12 protein-coding genes, 2 pseudogenes and 1 other annotated feature are annotated in these 16,740 nt (G+C 63.5%); of the genes and pseudogenes, 6 read left to right on the forward strand and 8 right to left on the reverse strand.

Translation table 11 applies throughout. The annotated features are described in order from the left end of the window. Positions 1 to 90 precede the first annotated feature (90 nt). Positions 91 to 1,215, forward strand: a complete 1,125-nt coding sequence (locus tag EV691_RS13120; protein ID WP_131297362.1) for a GNAT family N-acetyltransferase — start codon at positions 91 to 93, stop codon at positions 1,213 to 1,215. 45 nt (positions 1,216 to 1,260) lie between these two features. Here EV691_RS13120 and EV691_RS13125 read toward each other — a convergent pair whose 3' ends face one another. Together EV691_RS13125 and EV691_RS13130 are read right to left on the reverse strand one after the other, a co-directional pair. Then, entirely contained in the window at positions 1,261 to 1,815 is a 555-nt protein-coding gene (locus EV691_RS13125; protein ID WP_039803233.1) for a peptidylprolyl isomerase, read from the reverse strand. Between the two features lie 85 nt (positions 1,816 to 1,900). Continuing rightward, positions 1,901 to 2,827, reverse strand: a complete 927-nt coding sequence (locus EV691_RS13130; RefSeq protein ID WP_089168616.1) for a PA3225 family LysR-type transcriptional regulator — start codon at positions 2,825 to 2,827, stop codon at positions 1,901 to 1,903. Between the two features lie 209 nt (positions 2,828 to 3,036). Between EV691_RS13130 and EV691_RS13135 the strand changes: the two genes are divergently transcribed. Continuing rightward, positions 3,037 to 3,636 carry an FMN-dependent NADH-azoreductase gene (locus EV691_RS13135; protein WP_131297363.1) on the forward strand — a complete coding sequence of 200 codons (600 nt, stop codon included), beginning with the start codon at positions 3,037 to 3,039 and terminating at the stop codon, positions 3,634 to 3,636. Between the two features lie 27 nt (positions 3,637 to 3,663). Here EV691_RS13135 and EV691_RS13140 read toward each other — a convergent pair whose 3' ends face one another. Beyond that, the gene (locus tag EV691_RS13140; RefSeq protein ID WP_131297364.1) at positions 3,664 to 4,077 is read right to left on the reverse strand and encodes an anti-virulence regulator CigR family protein; all 414 of its coding nucleotides are present in this window, start codon (positions 4,075 to 4,077) and stop codon (positions 3,664 to 3,666) included. Between the two features lie 177 nt (positions 4,078 to 4,254). Between EV691_RS13140 and EV691_RS13145 the strand changes: the two genes are divergently transcribed. Further along, positions 4,255 to 5,574 (forward strand): DEAD/DEAH box helicase, encoded by a 1,320-nt coding sequence (locus tag EV691_RS13145; RefSeq protein ID WP_131297365.1) that lies wholly within the window; start codon positions 4,255 to 4,257, stop codon positions 5,572 to 5,574. A 7-nt stretch (positions 5,575 to 5,581) separates the two neighbouring features. Here EV691_RS13145 and egtD read toward each other — a convergent pair whose 3' ends face one another. Both egtD and egtB read right to left on the reverse strand, forming a co-directional pair. Beyond that, on the reverse strand, positions 5,582 to 6,544 hold the full coding sequence (gene egtD, locus EV691_RS13150) for an L-histidine N(alpha)-methyltransferase (RefSeq protein ID WP_131297366.1): 963 nt from the start codon (positions 6,542 to 6,544) through the stop codon (positions 5,582 to 5,584). A 2-nt stretch (positions 6,545 to 6,546) separates the two neighbouring features. Further along, a complete protein-coding gene (egtB, locus tag EV691_RS13155; RefSeq protein WP_377802416.1) occupies positions 6,547 to 7,779 on the reverse strand; it encodes an ergothioneine biosynthesis protein EgtB in 1,233 nt (410 codons plus the stop codon). A 309-nt stretch (positions 7,780 to 8,088) separates the two neighbouring features. Here egtB and EV691_RS13160 point away from each other — a divergent pair, with 309 nt between their 5' ends. Then, positions 8,089 to 9,897, forward strand: a complete 1,809-nt coding sequence (locus EV691_RS13160) for an ABCB family ABC transporter ATP-binding protein/permease (RefSeq protein ID WP_131297368.1) — start codon at positions 8,089 to 8,091, stop codon at positions 9,895 to 9,897. Between the two features lie 103 nt (positions 9,898 to 10,000). Here EV691_RS13160 and EV691_RS13165 read toward each other — a convergent pair whose 3' ends face one another. From EV691_RS13165 to EV691_RS13175, 3 genes and pseudogenes are all read right to left on the reverse strand, one after another. After that, positions 10,001 to 10,921: a LysR substrate-binding domain-containing protein gene (locus EV691_RS13165; protein ID WP_131254314.1), complete on the reverse strand. Its 921-nt coding sequence runs from the start codon at positions 10,919 to 10,921 to the stop codon at positions 10,001 to 10,003. A gap of 107 nt (positions 10,922 to 11,028) precedes the next feature. Continuing rightward, positions 11,029 to 11,238, reverse strand: a pseudogene (locus tag EV691_RS24270) (hypothetical protein); the annotation flags it as partial. A gap of 361 nt (positions 11,239 to 11,599) precedes the next feature. Continuing rightward, a pseudogene (locus tag EV691_RS13175) lies at positions 11,600 to 12,820 on the reverse strand (IS3 family transposase). Then, positions 12,427 to 12,542, reverse strand: a sequence feature (AL1L pseudoknot). Its footprint overlaps the pseudogene before it by 116 nt. 290 nt (positions 12,821 to 13,110) lie before the next feature. On the opposite strand from EV691_RS13175, the gene EV691_RS13180 reads away from it, so the two are divergent. Both EV691_RS13180 and htpG read left to right on the forward strand, forming a co-directional pair. After that, positions 13,111 to 14,358: an MFS transporter gene (locus EV691_RS13180; RefSeq protein ID WP_131297369.1), complete on the forward strand. Its 1,248-nt coding sequence runs from the start codon at positions 13,111 to 13,113 to the stop codon at positions 14,356 to 14,358. A 109-nt stretch (positions 14,359 to 14,467) separates the two neighbouring features. Continuing rightward, entirely contained in the window at positions 14,468 to 16,372 is a 1,905-nt protein-coding gene (gene htpG, locus EV691_RS13185) for a molecular chaperone HtpG (RefSeq protein WP_131297370.1), read from the forward strand. Positions 16,373 to 16,740: the final 368 nt, after the last annotated feature.

Here is a 16,740-nt window from a genome sequence, read left to right on the forward strand (position 1 = left end):
TCCATGGGCCATCCGCTTGTTTCATCCGGTGTAATTTGCCCCGCCTCGGCGGGGCTTTTTTTCGTCCGTCCGAAGGGGCAGACTGCGGCCATGCCGATCATCGTCCTTTCCCGCCTGTCCGATCTCCCTGCCAGCGACTGGGACGCCCTGCTGCCGGGGGCTCAGCCCTTTCTGCGGCATGCCTTTCTCGCCACCCTGGAGGACAGCGGCAGCATCGGCGGACGCAGCGGCTGGCAACCGGTGCACCGGCTGTTCCGCGACGATGCGGGCCGGCTGCTGGCGGCGCTGCCGGCCTACGTGAAGAGCCATTCCTACGGCGAATACGTGTTCGACTGGGGCTGGGCCGACGCCTGCCAGCGGGCCGGGATCGACTACTACCCCAAGCTGCTCTGCGCGGTGCCCTTCACCCCGGTCGGCGGCGCACGCCTGCTCGGCGAGGCGGAGGCGGCCGGCGCACTGCTTGACGCCCTGACCGGCGAGTTGCGCGAGCAGGGGTTGTCCGGTCTGCACGTGAACTTCACCGATCCGCCGGCCGATGCCTTGCTGGCCGGCCGGGAAGGCTGGCTGCAGCGGCTCGGCTGCCAGTTCCAGTGGTTCAACCGCGATTATCGGGACTTCCAGGACTTTCTCGATGCGCTGGCCTCGCGCAAGCGCAAGCAGCTGCGCAAGGAGCGCGAGCAGGTGGCGGGACAGGGCATCGAGTTCGACTGGCGCGAGGGGCACCAGCTCGACGAGGCCGAATGGGACTTCGTGCACGCCTGCTATGCCAACACCTACCGGGTGCGCGGCCAGGCGCCCTATCTGACGCGCAGCTTCTTCAGCCTGCTGGCCGAGCGCATGCCCGAGACGATCCGTGTGGTACTGGCCCGCCGGGCTGGCCGGCCGCTGGCGATGGCCTTCAGCCTGGTCGGCGGCGACAGCCTGTATGGGCGCTACTGGGGCTGTCTCGCCGAGTTCGACCGGCTGCACTTCGAGACCTGTTTCTACCAGGGCATCGACTACGCCCTGGCCCACGGGCTCCGGCGCTTCGACGCCGGCGCCCAGGGCGAGCACAAGCTGGTCCGCGGTTTCGAGCCGGTGATCACCCGCTCCTGGCATTACCTGCTGCATCCGGGGCTGCGCCGGGCAGTGGCGGAGTTTCTGCGGGACGAGGAGGCCGGGGTGCTGGCCTATGCGGACGAGGCGCGGGGGCAGTTGCCTTACCGGCGGGGATAGGGTGAGGCCGGCGGCCTCACCCGGTTCGGCGGGTGTCGCGAAAGGTCAGAGCTTCTTCGCCGACTTGATCAGCACCGGCTCGCGCGGCACGTTCTGCTGCATGCCCCGCGAGCCGGTCGGCACCTGGGCGATCTGGTCGACCACCTCCATGCCGCGCACCACCTTGCCGAACACCGCATAGCCGAAGTCGCGCGCGCCGTGGTCGAGGAAGGCGTTGTCCTTGTGGTTGATGAAGAACTGGCTGTTCGCCGAGTTCACCGCCTGGGTGCGCGCCATGGCCAGGGTGCCGCGCACGTTGTGCAGGCCGTTGTCGGCCTCGTTCTTGATCGGCGGCTGGGTGGGCTTCTGCTTCATGTCGGCGTCGAAGCCGCCGCCCTGGATCATGAAGCCGGGGATGACCCGGTGGAAGACGGTGCCGTTGTAGAACCCCGAATCCACATAGGCGAGGAAGTTCTTCACGCTGATCGGCGCCTTCTCGGCTTCCAGTTCGATTTCGATTTCGCCGAGGCTGGTATCCAGCAGGACGTGGGGCTTTTCTGCGGCCAGCAGGTTGGCGGCGAACAGCAGGGTACCGGCGGCAAGGGCGAGTTTTTTCAGCATGTGGAGCTTTCCTTGTGGTTCTACAAAGGGTGGCTTGCTAGACCGGTGCGCCGACGGAGCGTTCCCGGCTCCTGGGATGATAGCTTCAGGCGCCGGGCAGGGGCGCGGCGAAGGGCGCATCCAGCGGCGCGCTGTCGAAAGTCTTGATCAGCTCCACAAGAATCTGCGTGGCCGGGCCGAGGGGCTTGTCCTTGTCGGCGTAGAGCTGGAAGCGCGGCCGGTGGGTGCTCCCTTCTTCCAGCGGCAGGGGCTTGAGCAGGCCTTCGGCGAGTTCGCGGCCGATCAGGTGGCAGGGCAGCCAGGCGAAGCCCAGGCCGTTGCCGACGAAGGTCGCCGCGGTGGCCAGGCTGCCCACAGTCCAGCGCTGCTCGGCGCCGAGCCAGCCGACATCGCGCGGCTGCTGGCGGCCGGTGTCGCGGATCACCACCTGCATCTGGCTTTCCAGGTCGGCTGCAACCAGGGTGCGCTGCAGGCGATGCAGCGGATGGTCGGGATGGGCGACGGCGACGAATTCCACCTCGCTCAGCGCGCTGCCCAGGTAGCCGGGAATGCTCAGGCTGGAGATCGCCAGGTCGGCAGCGCCTTCCAGCAGTACTTCCTCGACGCCGGAGAGCACTTCCTCGCGCAGGCGCACACGGCAGCCGCGGCTCTGCGGCATGAAGGCGGTCAGCGCGCGGACCAGGCGCAGGGTCGGGTAGGCGGCGTCGACTACCAGACGCACTTCGGCCTCCCAGCCTTGTTCCATGTGATGGGCGAGGTCTTCCAGCTGGCTGGCCTGCTTGACCAGCTGCCGCGAGCGGCGCAGCAGAACGGCGCCGGCCTCGGTCAGCACCGCCTTGCGCCCCTCGATGCGCAGAAGCGGCACGCCGAGCTGCTCCTGCATGCGCGCGACCGTGTAGCTGACCGAGGACTGCGAACGGTGCAGCACCTCGGCGGCCTGGGCGAAGCCGCCGTGATCGACCACCGCCTGCAGGGTGCGCCATTGGTCCAGGGTGACGCGGGGGGCTTTCATGGGGATTTCCTCTGCCTTGTCATCCCGTAGGAGCCAGCTTGCTGGCGATACATGGTTGATCGCCAGCAAGCTGGCTCCTACAGGGGGGCTGTCGTGTCTGGAGTAGGTATCGATTTTATCGATGATTCAGAGCGGGTTTTTGCGCTTTTTTATCGGTCTGTTCCTTTCTACCCTGTCTCCATCGACCCGCACAACCCAAGGAGAATCCCATGTCCCGTGTTCTGGTCATCGAAAGCAGCGCCCGCAAGGAAGGTTCGGTTTCCCGCCAGCTCACCGCCGAGTTCCTCGCCAACTGGAGGGCGGCGCACCCGGACGACGAGATCGTCGTGCGCGATCTGGCGAACGAGCCGGTGCCGCATCTGGACATCGAGCTGCTGGGCGGCTGGACCAAGCCCGCCGGGCAGCAGAGCGAGGCGGAGCAGGCGGCGCTGGCGCGTTCCGAGCAACTGACCGGGGAACTGCTCGGCGCCGATGTGCTGGTGCTCGCCGCGCCCATGTACAACTTCGCCATTCCCAGCACCCTGAAGGCCTGGCTCGACCACGTGCTGCGCGCCGGGGTGACCTTCAAGTACACCGAAAACGGGCCGCAGGGTCTGCTGACCGGCAAGCGCGCCTTCGTGCTGACCGCCCGCGGCGGCATCTATTCGGGCAGTCCCCTGGATCACCAGGAGCCCTACCTGCGCCAGGCGCTGGGGTTCATCGGCATCCACGACGTCAGCTTCATCCACGCCGAAGGGCTGAACATGGGCGGCGATTTTCTGCAGAAGGGCCTGGCCCGGGCCAAGGAGAAGCTGGCCGGGGTGGCCTGACTCCCCGCCGGGCCGGCGGGTGGCGGCTCAGTGGAGCACGTCGTGGAGGACTTCGTAGATCAGTCCGGTGGCGAGGGTCACCAGCACCACGTCGGTGCCCGCCTGGCGCCACTCGTAGCCGTCGTAGCGGGGCAGCTGGCTGGTCAGGCGGCTGTCGAAGTTCCTGGCGATGCCGGGCGGCAGCGGCTTGCCGCGGGCCAGTTGCTTGCGAATACCGGGCGGCAGCGGCTGGGCATCGCCGATCAGCCGGCGGTTCTCGCCGAGCACGATGCGTACCTGGCCGATGTCGATGGTGGGGGCTTGCACCCTGACCGACAGGTCGCTGTCGCCGTGATGATGATTGCCTTGATGGTGTCCCTTGTCCGCGGGAGGGGCGCTGTGGGCGGCGGCGGCGAAGGTCAGGCTGGCGGCGACCGCCAGCAGGCGGGAAGTCTTGCGCATGTCGTGTTGCTCTCGTGGGCGCCAAGGGGCGCAGTGCCAGCCATTGCAGCCAGGGCGCCGCTGCGCCGTCAAGCTGGCCATCCGAAGCTGCGCAACATTTCGCACTCCGGACGGGTGTTCCGCCGCGAGTCACGCTAGGCTATGCAGCCGTTTCATCCGTCCGATCGAGGTAGCCCCGTGTTTTCCCAATTCGCCCTGCACGAACGCCTGCTCAAGGCGCTGGCCGAACTGAATTTCGTCGAGCCCACGCCGGTGCAGGTGGCGGCGATTCCGCCGGCCCTGGAGGGGCGCGACCTGCGGGTGATCGCCCAGACCGGCAGCGGCAAGACCGCGGCCTTCGTGCTGCCCCTGCTGAACGGCCTGATCGGCGATGCCCGGCCGCGGGTGACCATCCGCGCGCTGATCCTGCTGCCGACCCGCGAGCTGGCGCAGCAGACCCTCAAGGAGGTCGAGCGCTTCTCGCAGTTCACCTTCATCAAGTCCGGGCTGGTCACCGGCGGCGAGGACTTCAAGGTTCAGGCGGCGCTGCTGCGCAAGGTGCCGGACATCCTGATCGCCACGCCGGGGCGGTTGATCGAGCATCTGAACGCCGGTCATCTCGATCTCAAGGAAGTGGAAGTGCTGGTGCTCGACGAGGCCGACCGCATGCTCGACATGGGCTTCGCCGAGGACGTGCAGCGCCTGGTCGAGGAGTGCGCCAACCGCCGGCAGACCCTGCTGTTCTCCGCCACCACCGGCGGTTCCGGGCTGCGCGAGATGGTCGCCAAGGTGCTGCGCGATCCGCAGCACCTGATGCTCAATGCGGTCAGCGATCTCTCCGAAACCATCCGTCAGCAGATCGTCACGGCGGACGATCCGGCGCACAAGGAGCAGCTGGTGCACTGGCTGCTGGAGCACGAGAGCTACTGCAAGGCGATCGTCTTCACCAACACCCGCGTCCAGGCCGACCGGCTCTACGGGCATCTGGTCGCCGCCGGCCAGAAGGCGTTCGTCCTGCACGGCGAGAAGGACCAGAAGGAGCGCAAGCTGGCCATCGAGCGGCTCAAGCAGGGCGGCACCAAGGTGCTGGTGGCTACCGACGTGGCGGCACGCGGGCTGGACGTGGAGGGCCTGGATCTGGTGATCAACTTCGACATGCCGCGCTCCGGCGACGAGTACCTGCACCGCGTCGGCCGCACCGGCCGGGCCGGCGCCGAGGGCCTGGCGGTCTCGCTGATCTGCCACAACGACTGGAACCTGATGTCGAGCATCGAGCGCTACCTCAAGCAGCATTTCGAGCGGCGCGTCATCAAGGAGCTCAAGGGCAGCTACCAGGGCCCGAAGAACCTCAAGGCCTCCGGCAAGGCCGCCGGCACCAAGAAGAAAAAGACCGACGACAAGAAGGGTGGCAAGAAGCCAGCCACCAAGGCCGCCCCGCGGCGCAAGCCCGCGGGCCCGTCCCTGGTCAGCCAGGACGGCCTGGCGCCGCTCAAGCGCCGCACGCCGCCGGCGGAGTGAGTTCGCCTCACGCCCGCTGCAGGTAATGCACGCTGAACAGCGCCTGCGGGTCGGTCCACAGGGCCAGGGCGCAAAAGCCGGCGCGGCCGGCCAGGGCACGGAAGCTCTCGGCGCTGTACTTGTAGGAGTTCTCGGTGTGCAGGCTTTCACCGGCGGTGAAGTGGAAGCGCTCGCCCTCGATCTCCACGTCCTGCGCACGGTCACTGACCAGATGCATCTCGATCCGCGAGTCGGCCTGGTTGAAGAAGGCGCGGTGGACGAAGGTGCCCGGCTCGATGTCGCTGTCCAGCTCGCGGCGGATGCGCTCCAGCAGGTTCAGGTTGAAGGCTGCGGTGACCCCGGCCCGGTCGTTGTAGGCCGCCTCCAGTACTTCCCGGTCCTTCAGCAGATCGACGCCGATCAGCAGGCCGCCTCCCTCCGGCAGCAGCTCGTGGAGGTTGGCGAGAAAGGCCTGGGCTTCCTCGGGATCGAAGTTGCCGATGCTGGAGCCGGGAAAGAAGGCCAGCGGGTGTTCGCCGCCGAAGCCGTCCGGCAGGCTCATCGGCCGGGAGAAGTCGGCGCAGGCGGCATGCACCTCCAGCCAGGGATAGTCGGCCGCCAGGCGCTGGGTGCTGGTGCGCAGGAAGTCCTCTGAAATGTCGATACCCAGGTAGCTGGCGGGGTGCATGGCTTCCAGCAGCAGGCGCACCTTGCGGCTCGCGCCGCTGCCCAGCTCCACCAGACTGGCGTCCTGACCGGCGATCTCGGCGATGTCGTGGGCGGCGTGGGCGAGGATCAGTTCCTCGGTACGCGTCGGGTAGTACTCGGGCTGCCGGCAGATCTGTTCGAACAGTTCGGAGCCGCGGCGATCGTAGAAAAGCTTCGGTGGCGTCGTCTTGGGTCGTTCGGCGAAGCCGGCGAGTACTTCCTCGCGCAGGGAGCGACCGGCAGCCTGCGGGCGCTGATCATGAAAATGGACGGAAAGGGGCACGCTCAAGCCTCCTTGGCCAGGCGCAGCCCGGCGAATTGCCAGCGCATGGCTGGATAGAAGAAGTTGCGGTAGGTGGCGCGGATATGCGCTTGCGGGGTGACGCAGCAGCCGCCACGCAGGACCATCTGCCCGCACATGAACTTGCCGTTGTATTCGCCGAGGCTTCCCGGCAACGGCCGGAAGCCCGGGTAGGGGCGGTAGGCGCTGGCGGTCCACTCCCAGACGTCGCCGTACAACTGAGACATGGCGGCGGCCTGCGGGGCGGCAACCGGGTGCAGATGGTCGTTTTCGAGGAAGTTGCCGGTGATCGGCAGGTCGCTGGCGGCTATTTCCCATTCCGCCTCGCTGGGCAGGCGGGCGCCGGCCCAGCGGGCATAGGCGTCGGCCTCGTAGAAGCTGATGTGGCAGACCGGCGCCTGCAGGTCGAGTGGATGCAGGCCGCCCAGGGTCATTTCCAGCCAGCGGCCGTCTGTGCGCTGCCAGTACAGCGGCGCGCGCCAGCCGGCCTGCTGGACCAGGCTCCAGCCATCGGCCAGCCAGAGTTCCGGACGGGCATAGCCGCCATCACTGATGAAGGCGAGATAGTCGGCACAGCTCACCGGCCGGCTGGCCAGGCGGAAGCCCTCGAGGAACTGGCGGTGCCGCGGCGTCTCGCAGTCGAAGGCGAAGCCCTCGCCGCCGTGGCCGATCTGCTGCAGCCCGCCGGGATAGTCTCGCCAGTGCGGCTCGTCCGGCAGTTGCCCGGAGCCCGGGCGCAGGTCGCTGCGATAGGCCGGTCGCAGCGGGTTCTGCGCGAGGATGTGAAGGATGTCCATGAGCAGCAGTTCCTGGTGCTGCTGCTCGTGCTGCAGACCCAGTTCGACGCGACGGGCGATTTCCGCGGCATGCTCCACCGGCGGCCGGGCGAGCAGCTCGCCCATGGCCGCATCGATATGCTGGCGATAGCGATAGACCTCGGCCACCCCGGGGCGCGAGAGCAGCCCGCGACTGGCGCGGGGAAAGGGCTGGCCGTGGGTCTCGTAATAGGAGTTGAAGAGGTGGTCGTAGGCCTCGTCCAACACCCGGTAGCCGTGCAGGAAGGGCAGCAGCACGAAGGCTTCGAAGAACCAACTGACGTGGGCCAGGTGCCATTTCGGCGGGCTCACGTCGGGCATGCTCTGGATGACGTAGTCCTCGATCTGCAGCGGCGCGCAGATCGACTCGCTGGCGGCGCGGATGCGCTGGAAGCGCTCCATGAGGGAAACGGATGAGGAGAGGGCGCTTTGCGCGGAGGCCGGGTCAGGCATCGGTGGCTGCTCCTGGGGCGAAGGGACTGGCGAAGAGGTCGGTTCCAGGCTGGACATCACGCCTGCTGCTGCCCTGATCCGGCCGGTATGCCAAGGCCGGCATGCGGTAGACCGTCAGGGTGTGGGCTGGGGTTCCCCTCTGCCGACCGGCTGCAGTGCTCGTTGCAAAATGTTGCGGCGGTCTGTCGTACAAGCCAGCATGAGCGGCTCGAAATCAGGTTTTTGTGTCAGCCGGCCCAGCCGTCAAGAGAGTTCCCCATGAGCCAAGACCATCCGGCCTCCGAGGTCGCCCCGCTGCGGCGCGCCCGTGAAGCGCGCGGCGAGTTCGCGGTGATCGCCGATCTGCTGCCCTACCTGCGCCCCTATCTGTGGCGCATCCTGTTGGCGCTGGGCCTGGTGTTCGTCGCCAAGCTGATCAACCTGCTGGTTCCGATCGTCCTCAAGCAGATCGTCGACACTCTCAACGTCGAGCCCAGCCTGCTGCTGTTGCCGGTCGGCCTGCTGCTGGCCTACGGCGCTTCGCGGATCGGCGTCAGCCTGTTCACCGAGCTGCGCCAGGTAGTGTTTGCCCGGGTCATGGCGCGGACCTCACGGCAGGTGACCCTCAAGGTGTTCCGCCACCTACACGGGCTCAGCCTGAAATTCCATCTGGGCCGGCGCACCGGCGGCGTGGCCCGCGATGTGGAGCGCGGCGGCAGCGCCATCGCCGAGCTGCTCGACTGGACGCTCTACTCGATCGTGCCGATCCTGCTGGAGGTGCTGCTGGTCACCGCGGTGCTGGTCTGGGCCTACGACTGGCGCTTCGCGGCCATCACCCTGGCTACCCTGCTGGCCTACGGGGGCTGGACCTTTGCCATCACCGAGTGGCGCACCCGCTACTACCGCGCCTCGGTGGAGGCCGATACCCGCGCCAACGAGCGGGCGGTCGACTCGCTGCTCAACTACGAGACGGTCAAGTACTTCAACAACGAGGCGCACGAGGCGGCACGCTACGACGAGAACCTGCGCCATCTGGAGAACGCCAAGGTCAAGGCGACCACCAGCCTGGCCGTGCTCAACCTCGGCCAGACCACGCTGGTGGCCGTCGGTGTCACCGCGATGATGTGGCTGGCCGCCGCTGGGGTGGTGGACGGCAGCATGACGGTCGGCGACCTGGTGCTGGTCAACGCCTACCTGCTGCAGCTTTCCGCGCCGCTGTTCCTGCTCGGCATGATGTACCGCGAGGTGAAGCAGGCGCTGACCAACATGGAGCGTCTGTTCGGCCTGCTCGACGAGCGCCAGGACGTGCAGGACGCGCCGGATGCCAGGCCGCTGGTCGCCAGCCGGCCGAGTGTGCGCTTCGAGGCGGTGCGCTTCGGCTACGATCCGCGCCGGCAGATCCTTCACGACGTGGACTTCGAGATCCCGGCGGGCGGTACCGTGGCGGTGGTCGGGCACTCGGGCTCGGGCAAGTCGACCCTGGCCCGGCTGCTCTACCGCTTCTATGACGTCGACGGCGGGCGCATCCTCATCGACGGTCAGGATATCCGCCAGTTGACCCAGGCCTCGCTGCGGGGGGCCATCGCCATCGTTCCCCAGGACACCGTGCTGTTCAACGACAGCATCTTCTACAACATCCGCTACGGCCGCCCGGAAGCCAGCCGCGAGGAGGTGGAGGCCGCTGCCCGTGCCGCGCACATCCACAAGTTCATCCAGAGCCTGCCGGATGGCTACGACACCCAGGTAGGCGAGCGCGGCCTGAAGCTCTCCGGAGGCGAGAAGCAGCGCGTGGCCATCGCCCGGGCGATCCTGAAGAACCCGAGCATCCTGATCTTCGACGAAGCCACCTCGGCGCTGGACTCCCAGTCCGAGCGGGCCATTCAGGCCGAACTCGAGCGTATCCAGCTCGGCCGCACCACCCTCGTCATCGCCCATCGCCTGTCCACGGTGATGAACGCCGACCAGATTCTGGTGATGGATGGCGGGCGGGTCGCCGAGCGTGGCAGTCACGGGGATCTGCTGGCGCGGGATGGCCGCTATGCGCAGATGTGGCAGCTGCAGCAGCGCGAGGCGGAGAGGGAAGGCTGAGGGTGAGAAAGTAGAGGGCTTGCAGGTTGTTGGGGGAGACTCGTTTTCCAGAGGTTCTGCAAGGGGCTCAGCTAGTCTGAGGCGGCTGGCTGAGCCCCGTGGATTAGCTTGCCAGAAGGATTCCTCGCTCCTGGAGCTCTTCCAGGTTCGATCTGATGAATTGGATCAGGGCACGAATGGCAGGCGTCATGGCTCGATGCGGTGGCGTGAGCGCCAGCAGGGGGAGGGCCGGCGGCTCATGGGCTTCGAACAGCCTGACCAGACGGCCACTGGCCAGGTCTCCGGCACAGGCATAGAACGGCAGATGGGCCAGGCCGAGACCTTGGCGCGCCGCGTCGAGGAGCAGAGGCAGGTTGTCGCTGCTGAAACAGGCCTGGCGCAGCAGCCGTGGCGCGGCGTTGCGCAGCAGCCAGGGGCGGATGGCCTGTGGAGGACCAAACCCAAGGCAGTTCCGGTCGTCCAGTTCGTCGGGATGCCGAAGGTGGCCCAGGCGTTTGCAGAGTTCCGGACTGGCAACGGTGACGAAGTGGACCTGACCAATGGGGTGCGCAACGATATCGGCGCTGTCCGGTGGTTGTCCTTCCAGGTAGAGCAGCAGGTCGTGGCGTTGCAGCGACAGTTCGGTGTGGTTGTTGTGCAGTCCCAAGGCGAGCCTTACCTTCGGCTGGCTGCTCGAAAAGCTGAGCAGAAGTTCTCCCAGCACTTCCTGCAGCAGGCTGGGAACAGCCAGGCGAATCAGTCCGGACGGGCCGCCTTGCACTTCCCGCGCGGCTCCCTCGGCGGCTTCGGTGGCGGCCAGTATGCCCAATGCATGCCGGTACACCTGCTCGCCAGTACTGGTCATGGCGAAGCTGCGCGTACTGCGGTTCAGCAGGCGTACCCCCAATCGCTGTTCAAGTTCGATGATGCGCCGGCTCAGACGTGAGCGCGGAATACCGGTTTCCGCTGCAGCTGCCGTGAAGCCACCGGCTTCGATGACGCGGACCAATAGGTAAAAGTCTGAAACATTATTCAGCGTATCCATACAGAAATGCCTATCCATGAGCACAAGCGATCATCACACGTGGCAGTGGGACGGCTTTCTCCATGCCAGGCAGGGCTGTTGATTCCACGTTCAGTGATTGTAGTTAGCCTCTCCCATAAATCGAGTCGCTTTTCCCTGGCGAACAAATATTGGATCGCGAGGCCGGCCGGATCGTACAGCGAGGCTGCACTGTGGGTGTTGAGGTTGTCCATGACCAGGGTGATGCGCTCGGCATCGGGGTAGGCGCCGGCGATAGCCCGGCCGAAATGCGCCCAGTCCGCGCGGGTCCTGCGTTCGGTCACAGCGGCTCGCAGGCCATGAACCCATTGCCGCTGCCCGCCGCACATACTCGTACATTGAACTTCATCGAGCCGGAGTGCTCGAACGGATTAGCGTGAATCGCTCATCAAGGAGATCGCCATGCACAAATCCTTTGCTTACGCCATTCTACTGGCAGCTACCATGGGCCTAGCAGCCTGTGACTCCTCGAAGGACGACAAGGTAACAGCACCAGCCACTCCCGCCAGCCCACCACCGAGCCCGGCTACCGAGGATAGGCCATTAGAACCCAGCCAGAGCACCCCGGTGCCCACCCCGACTCCCACTCCATCGACGCCTGAAACCGATTCCGATCAGAGGTGAACCGCCCCGGGAATTCCGGAGGCTCGTTGGTGTGAGTCACGCCACCCTGGCGGACTCGTCGAGTTGTCGATAATAAGCCGCTTCGGCCTCGGCCGGAGGTACGTTGCCGATCGGCTCCAGCCGCCGCCGGTGGTTGAACCAATCCACCCAGGCCAGCGTGGCCAGTTCCAGCACTTCCCGGTTCTTCCAGGACTGGCGATGGATTACCTCGGCCTTGTAGAGTCCGTTGATGGTCTCGGTCAGGGCATTGTCATAAGAGTCGCCCACGCTACCTACGGACGGCTTGATACCAGCCTCGGCCAGGCCTCGGTATAGCGGATCGATACATACTGCACCCCTCGGTCGCTATGGTGGATCAGGCCGCCCTGGCTGACGGGGCGGCGGGCGTACAGGGCTTGCTCCAGGGCATCGAGCACGAAGTCTGTCCGAGCCGAGCTGGATACCTTCCAGCCGACGATGCGCCGGGCGAACACGTCGATGATGAAGGCTACGTAGACGAAGCCCTGCCAGGTAGAGGCATAAGTAAAGTCCGACACCCACAGCGCTTTCGGGCGCTCGGCCCGAAACTGCTGGTTGACGCGATCCAACGGACAGGACGTGGTCTTGTCGCTGATCGTGGTCTTGACCGGCTTGCCACGCACCACGCCTTGCAGACCCATCCGCCGCATCAGTCGTTCCACCGCGCAGCGAGCCACGGCAATGCCTTCGCGCCGCAACTGCCGCCAGACCTTGCGTGCCCCATAGTCCCGGAGGTTCTCCTCCCAGACCCGCTGGATATGCCTGCGCAGATGCCCGTCATGCTGCGCACGGAGCGATAGCCGGCTGGGCTCGGTGCGCCGAGCGGCATGTTGGCGGTACGTCGATGGGGCGATCGGCAATACCTTGCGATCGGCTCGACGCTGTAGAGCTCGCGGTGCTCATCGATGAATGCCTTCATGGCTTGAGGCGGCGGTCGAGCTCCGCCTGGGCAAAATAGGCTGAGGCCTTGCGCAGGATCTCGTTGGCTTGGCGGAGCTCACGCACCTCCCGCTCGAGCGCCTTGATCCGTTCACGCTCTGGCGTCGTCTGTCCCTCACGCAGTCCAGTATTGCGCTCGGCCTGTCTCACCCAGCGGCGCAGCGTCTCGGCCGTGCAGCCGATCTTCGCCGTGATGGAATTGATCTCCGCCCACTGCGGCTCGTGCTCGTCCTGATGTTCGAGCACCATACGAACCGCCCGCTGCCGAACTTCAGGGGAATACTTCGTCGCTATCTTCATGGCTCCATCCTCTCAAGAGTTGGAACCTCCGGGAAACCCGGGGCGGTTCAGTTTTAGGGGAGTGGCTACGGCGACGTAGCTACCTTATCCGCTTAGCTACTCCCCAGTTCGATGGCTGGACTATAAAAGGCAATATTCTGGCCTTTTCAGAGTCGGTGCATGGATGCGATGGTTATTACAAAGTAGGAATTCATAGCTGGATTGCAGAGTCAAGGCCCGGTATGGTGCGCGCTGTAAGGGCGCCAACTCGAACGGACGGCCTGAGGCAGGTTTTTGAATAGGAATGTCAAATGGATGAGCTGCTAATCCTGGGAGGCTTGCTATTGATTATTGGCGGGTTGACTTGGTTGATTAGGCGGGCTTTTTCCGTGAGTCTGTTCTGGGGGCTGGGAAGCTTGCTGCCGCCGATGACTCTGGTCTTCGTGCTATTCAAGTGGCAAAAGTCTTTCAGCCCAGTGACATTGATGGCTTTCGGCTTCATTCCTCTGGTGGTCGGTTTCGCTATGCTGGCTAACCACGATAGCGAGCGCCTGGAGGCAATCCTCCAACTAAGTTGGCTTAACTCAGAAGTCAATAGAGAGCCTGCGTCCGAACTAAGGATACAACTGCGTGGCGAGCTCAACGGGCACCCTTTCATTCCCCAAGAGGGCGAGTTAATCGGGAGCGTGCTGACGCTACGTGAGCGCAATGTCGCTTCTATGCAGCAAGAGATTAGAATTCATCTGCCCAGTGCATCATCTGGTCCAGTGCATATCAACATATTGCCTGAAGATCAGGGCCGGTTACCACTGATTGAAATCAGTCGGTCAGCTTCCAATTTGACCCAGCCGGTAAATCAGCACCTTGTTCGAGGGTATACCCTGCATCTTGATCTTGAGCCTCAGGCGCCAAATCTGTTGGTTGGTAGCTTTCATTTGGTCTTGCCGAGGCAGTTCCGAACGAGCCTGACTGGTCGGGTGGAGTTGTTTGCCAGTCGACTGCGTTATCGTGACGGGAAAGTCAATCTCCACTTTGACTCAGAAGAGACTCTCGCCTATGTGATCCGGGATTACTTGGCGCGCCGTTTCGTAACTGATGCAGTACAACTGTATGGCCTTTCCCGTGTTTCATTGCCATCCAGGCATTTGGAGATTGATGTTGCGGCTTTTATCAATGACAAGGCTCACCATTTTCTGGTGAATATGGGCAAGGATGAGTTGCGTGGCTGGCAGGTCGAGGGGGATCGATTCCCTGCGCTGCCTGCGGCTAGCGAAGAGCCAGCAGGTACCGCTGGTGTCAAGCCCCACTCGAGCCCAGCTCTGGAGTCAGTCGATAAAAGGCGGGGCTTCTCCTTGCAGCGTCTTCAACTTAGTCCGGCTGAGTTTCAGCAGTTGCGCATGCGTATCGTCACGGTACAAGGAGGGGCTGCTGAAGGGGTATTTATGGGAATTGATGGGGATGGCTATCTCGTCATTCAGCGCCGTCTGGGGGGCGGAGGGAGCGCCAGCTACAAGCTCAGTCCGCAGAGCATCCAGTCGATCGAGTTGCTGGATCCCTGAGGTTTTGCCTACATGGTCCAGTTGGCTACTTGAAATCTTGTCTCGATGCCCCATTTGTAGGGGATCACTGGGCTTTCGGCATATGCCATCTGTGTGGAGTCAGACGACCATGAGTGTGGAAACTCAAAAAGAAACGCTGGGCTTCCAGGCCGAGGTGAAGCAACTGCTTCATCTGATGATTCATTCGCTTTATTCCAATAAGGAAATCTTTCTCCGCGAGCTGATTTCCAATGCCTCCGATGCGGCCGACAAATTGCGTTTCGAGGCTCTGTCCAAGCCTGAGCTGCTTGAGAACAATGCGGAGCTGAAGATTCGCATCAGTTTTGATAAGGGCGCCAAGACTATCACGCTCGAGGATAATGGTATTGGTATGAGTCGCGAGGATGCGGTCCTCCACCTGGGAACCATCGCCAAATCCGGGACAGCCGATTTCCTGAGGAGTCTCTCGGGTGATCAGAAGAAGGACTCTCACCTGATTGGCCAGTTTGGTGTGGGCTTCTATTCTGCTTTCATCGTTGCTGAAAAGGTCGAGGTATTCAGCCGGCGCTCTGGTCTACCAGCCAGTGAGGGCGTGCACTGGGTGTCGCGGGGCGAGGGTGAGTTTGAAATTGCGACAGTCGAAAAGCCCGAACGTGGTACCAAGATTGTCTTGCACCTGAAAAGCGGCGAAGAGGAGTTCGCCGATGGGTGGCGTTTGCGCAACATTGTCAGAAAGTACTCCGACCATATCGCTTTGCCCATCGAACTGCCCAAAGAAAGTTTTGGCGATGAGAAAGACAGCCCGGCCGCAACCGATTGGGAAGCCGTAAACCGGGCCAGTGCTTTGTGGGCCCGTCCTCGTAGCGAAATCCAAGACAACGAGTATCAAGAGTTCTACAAGCATGTCGCCCATGATTTCCAAGACGCGCTGACTTGGAGCCACAACAAGGTTGAGGGCAAGCTGGAGTACACCTCGCTGCTTTATGTGCCGAGTCACGCTCCCTTTGATCTCTATCACCGCGATGCGCCCAAAGGGCTGAAGCTTTATGTGCAGCGCGTGTTCATCATGGACCAAGCCGACGAATTTCTGCCCCTGTACTTGCGCTTTATCAAGGGGGTGGTGGACTCCAATGACTTGTCGCTGAATGTGTCTCGTGAAATTCTGCAGAAGGACCCCGTCATCGATTCGATGAAGTCAGCGCTGACCAAGCGGGTGCTGGATATGCTGGAAAAGCTGGCGAAGAGCGAGCCGGAACAATACAAGGGCTTTTGGAAGGCTTTCGGCCAGGTGATCAAGGAGGGGCCGGCGGAGGATTTTGCCAATAGAGAGCGCGTCGCGGGTCTTCTGCGCTTTGCCTCTACTAGAGAGGAGTCTGGCGATCAGGGTGTTGCCTTGGCAGATTACGTGGAGCGGATGCGTGAGGGGCAGGACAAGATTTACTACCTCACGGGCGAAAGTTACCTTCAAGTAAAAAACAGTCCCCACCTGGAAATCTTTCGCAAGAAAGGGATTGAGGTGCTATTGCTGACCGATCGTATCGACGAGTGGTTAATGGGATATCTCACCGACTTCGATGGCAAGCAGTTCGTCGATGTTGCTCGCGGTGATCTGGATCTCGGCAAGCTGGACACTGAAGAGGAGAGACAGGCCCAGGACGAAGTCGCCAAGGCGAAAGAAGGGCTGATTGAGCGCCTGAAGGTGGTACTGGGCGAGCAGGTGGTCGAGGTGCGGGTGTCGCATCGCCTGACCGACTCGCCAGCGGTCTTGGCTATTGGCGAACAGGATCTTGGCCTACAAATGCGCCAGATCCTCGAAGCCAGCGGGCAGAAGGTGCCGGACTCCAAGCCAATCTTCGAGATCAATCCCGTGCATCCGCTGATACTAAAATTGGACTCCGAGGCCGATGAAGATCGTTTCACCGACCTCTCGCGCATCCTCTTCGATCAAGCGGCGTTGGCGGCAGGCGATGTCCTGAGGGACCCGGCTGATTACGTGCAACGGCTGAACAGGTTGCTGGTAGAGCTTTCTGCGTGAGCATTTAGGCACAAAGCTTGGATTTTTCAGGTGATGCCGCTCTGTTTGTTTGCTCCTGAGCGGCATCTTGGGGCTGAGGTGGTTTTGTGGGTATCCCTCGGCGGCGAGGCAAACGAGGGCTCATAAAACTGTTGACGCCGAAAGTTAACGCCCTATAATGCGCCCCACTTCCTCAGCAGGAGCTGCGTAAACCCTTGAAAATCAAGGGGTTGGCTGCAGGTTCTGGAGGGTTGGCAAGGCAGGCGGTGGCGGTGAAGGAAAGTTCATCGAAGCGCTTGACAGGTTCGAAGGCTGCTGTAGAATGCGCGGCCTCGGTTGAGACGAAAGGCTCAAGCGAAACGCTCTTTAACAAGTTGAATCAAGCAATT

This window comes from Azotobacter chroococcum, assembly GCF_004339665.1.
Taxonomy (GTDB): Bacteria; Pseudomonadota; Gammaproteobacteria; order Pseudomonadales; family Pseudomonadaceae; genus Azotobacter; species Azotobacter chroococcum.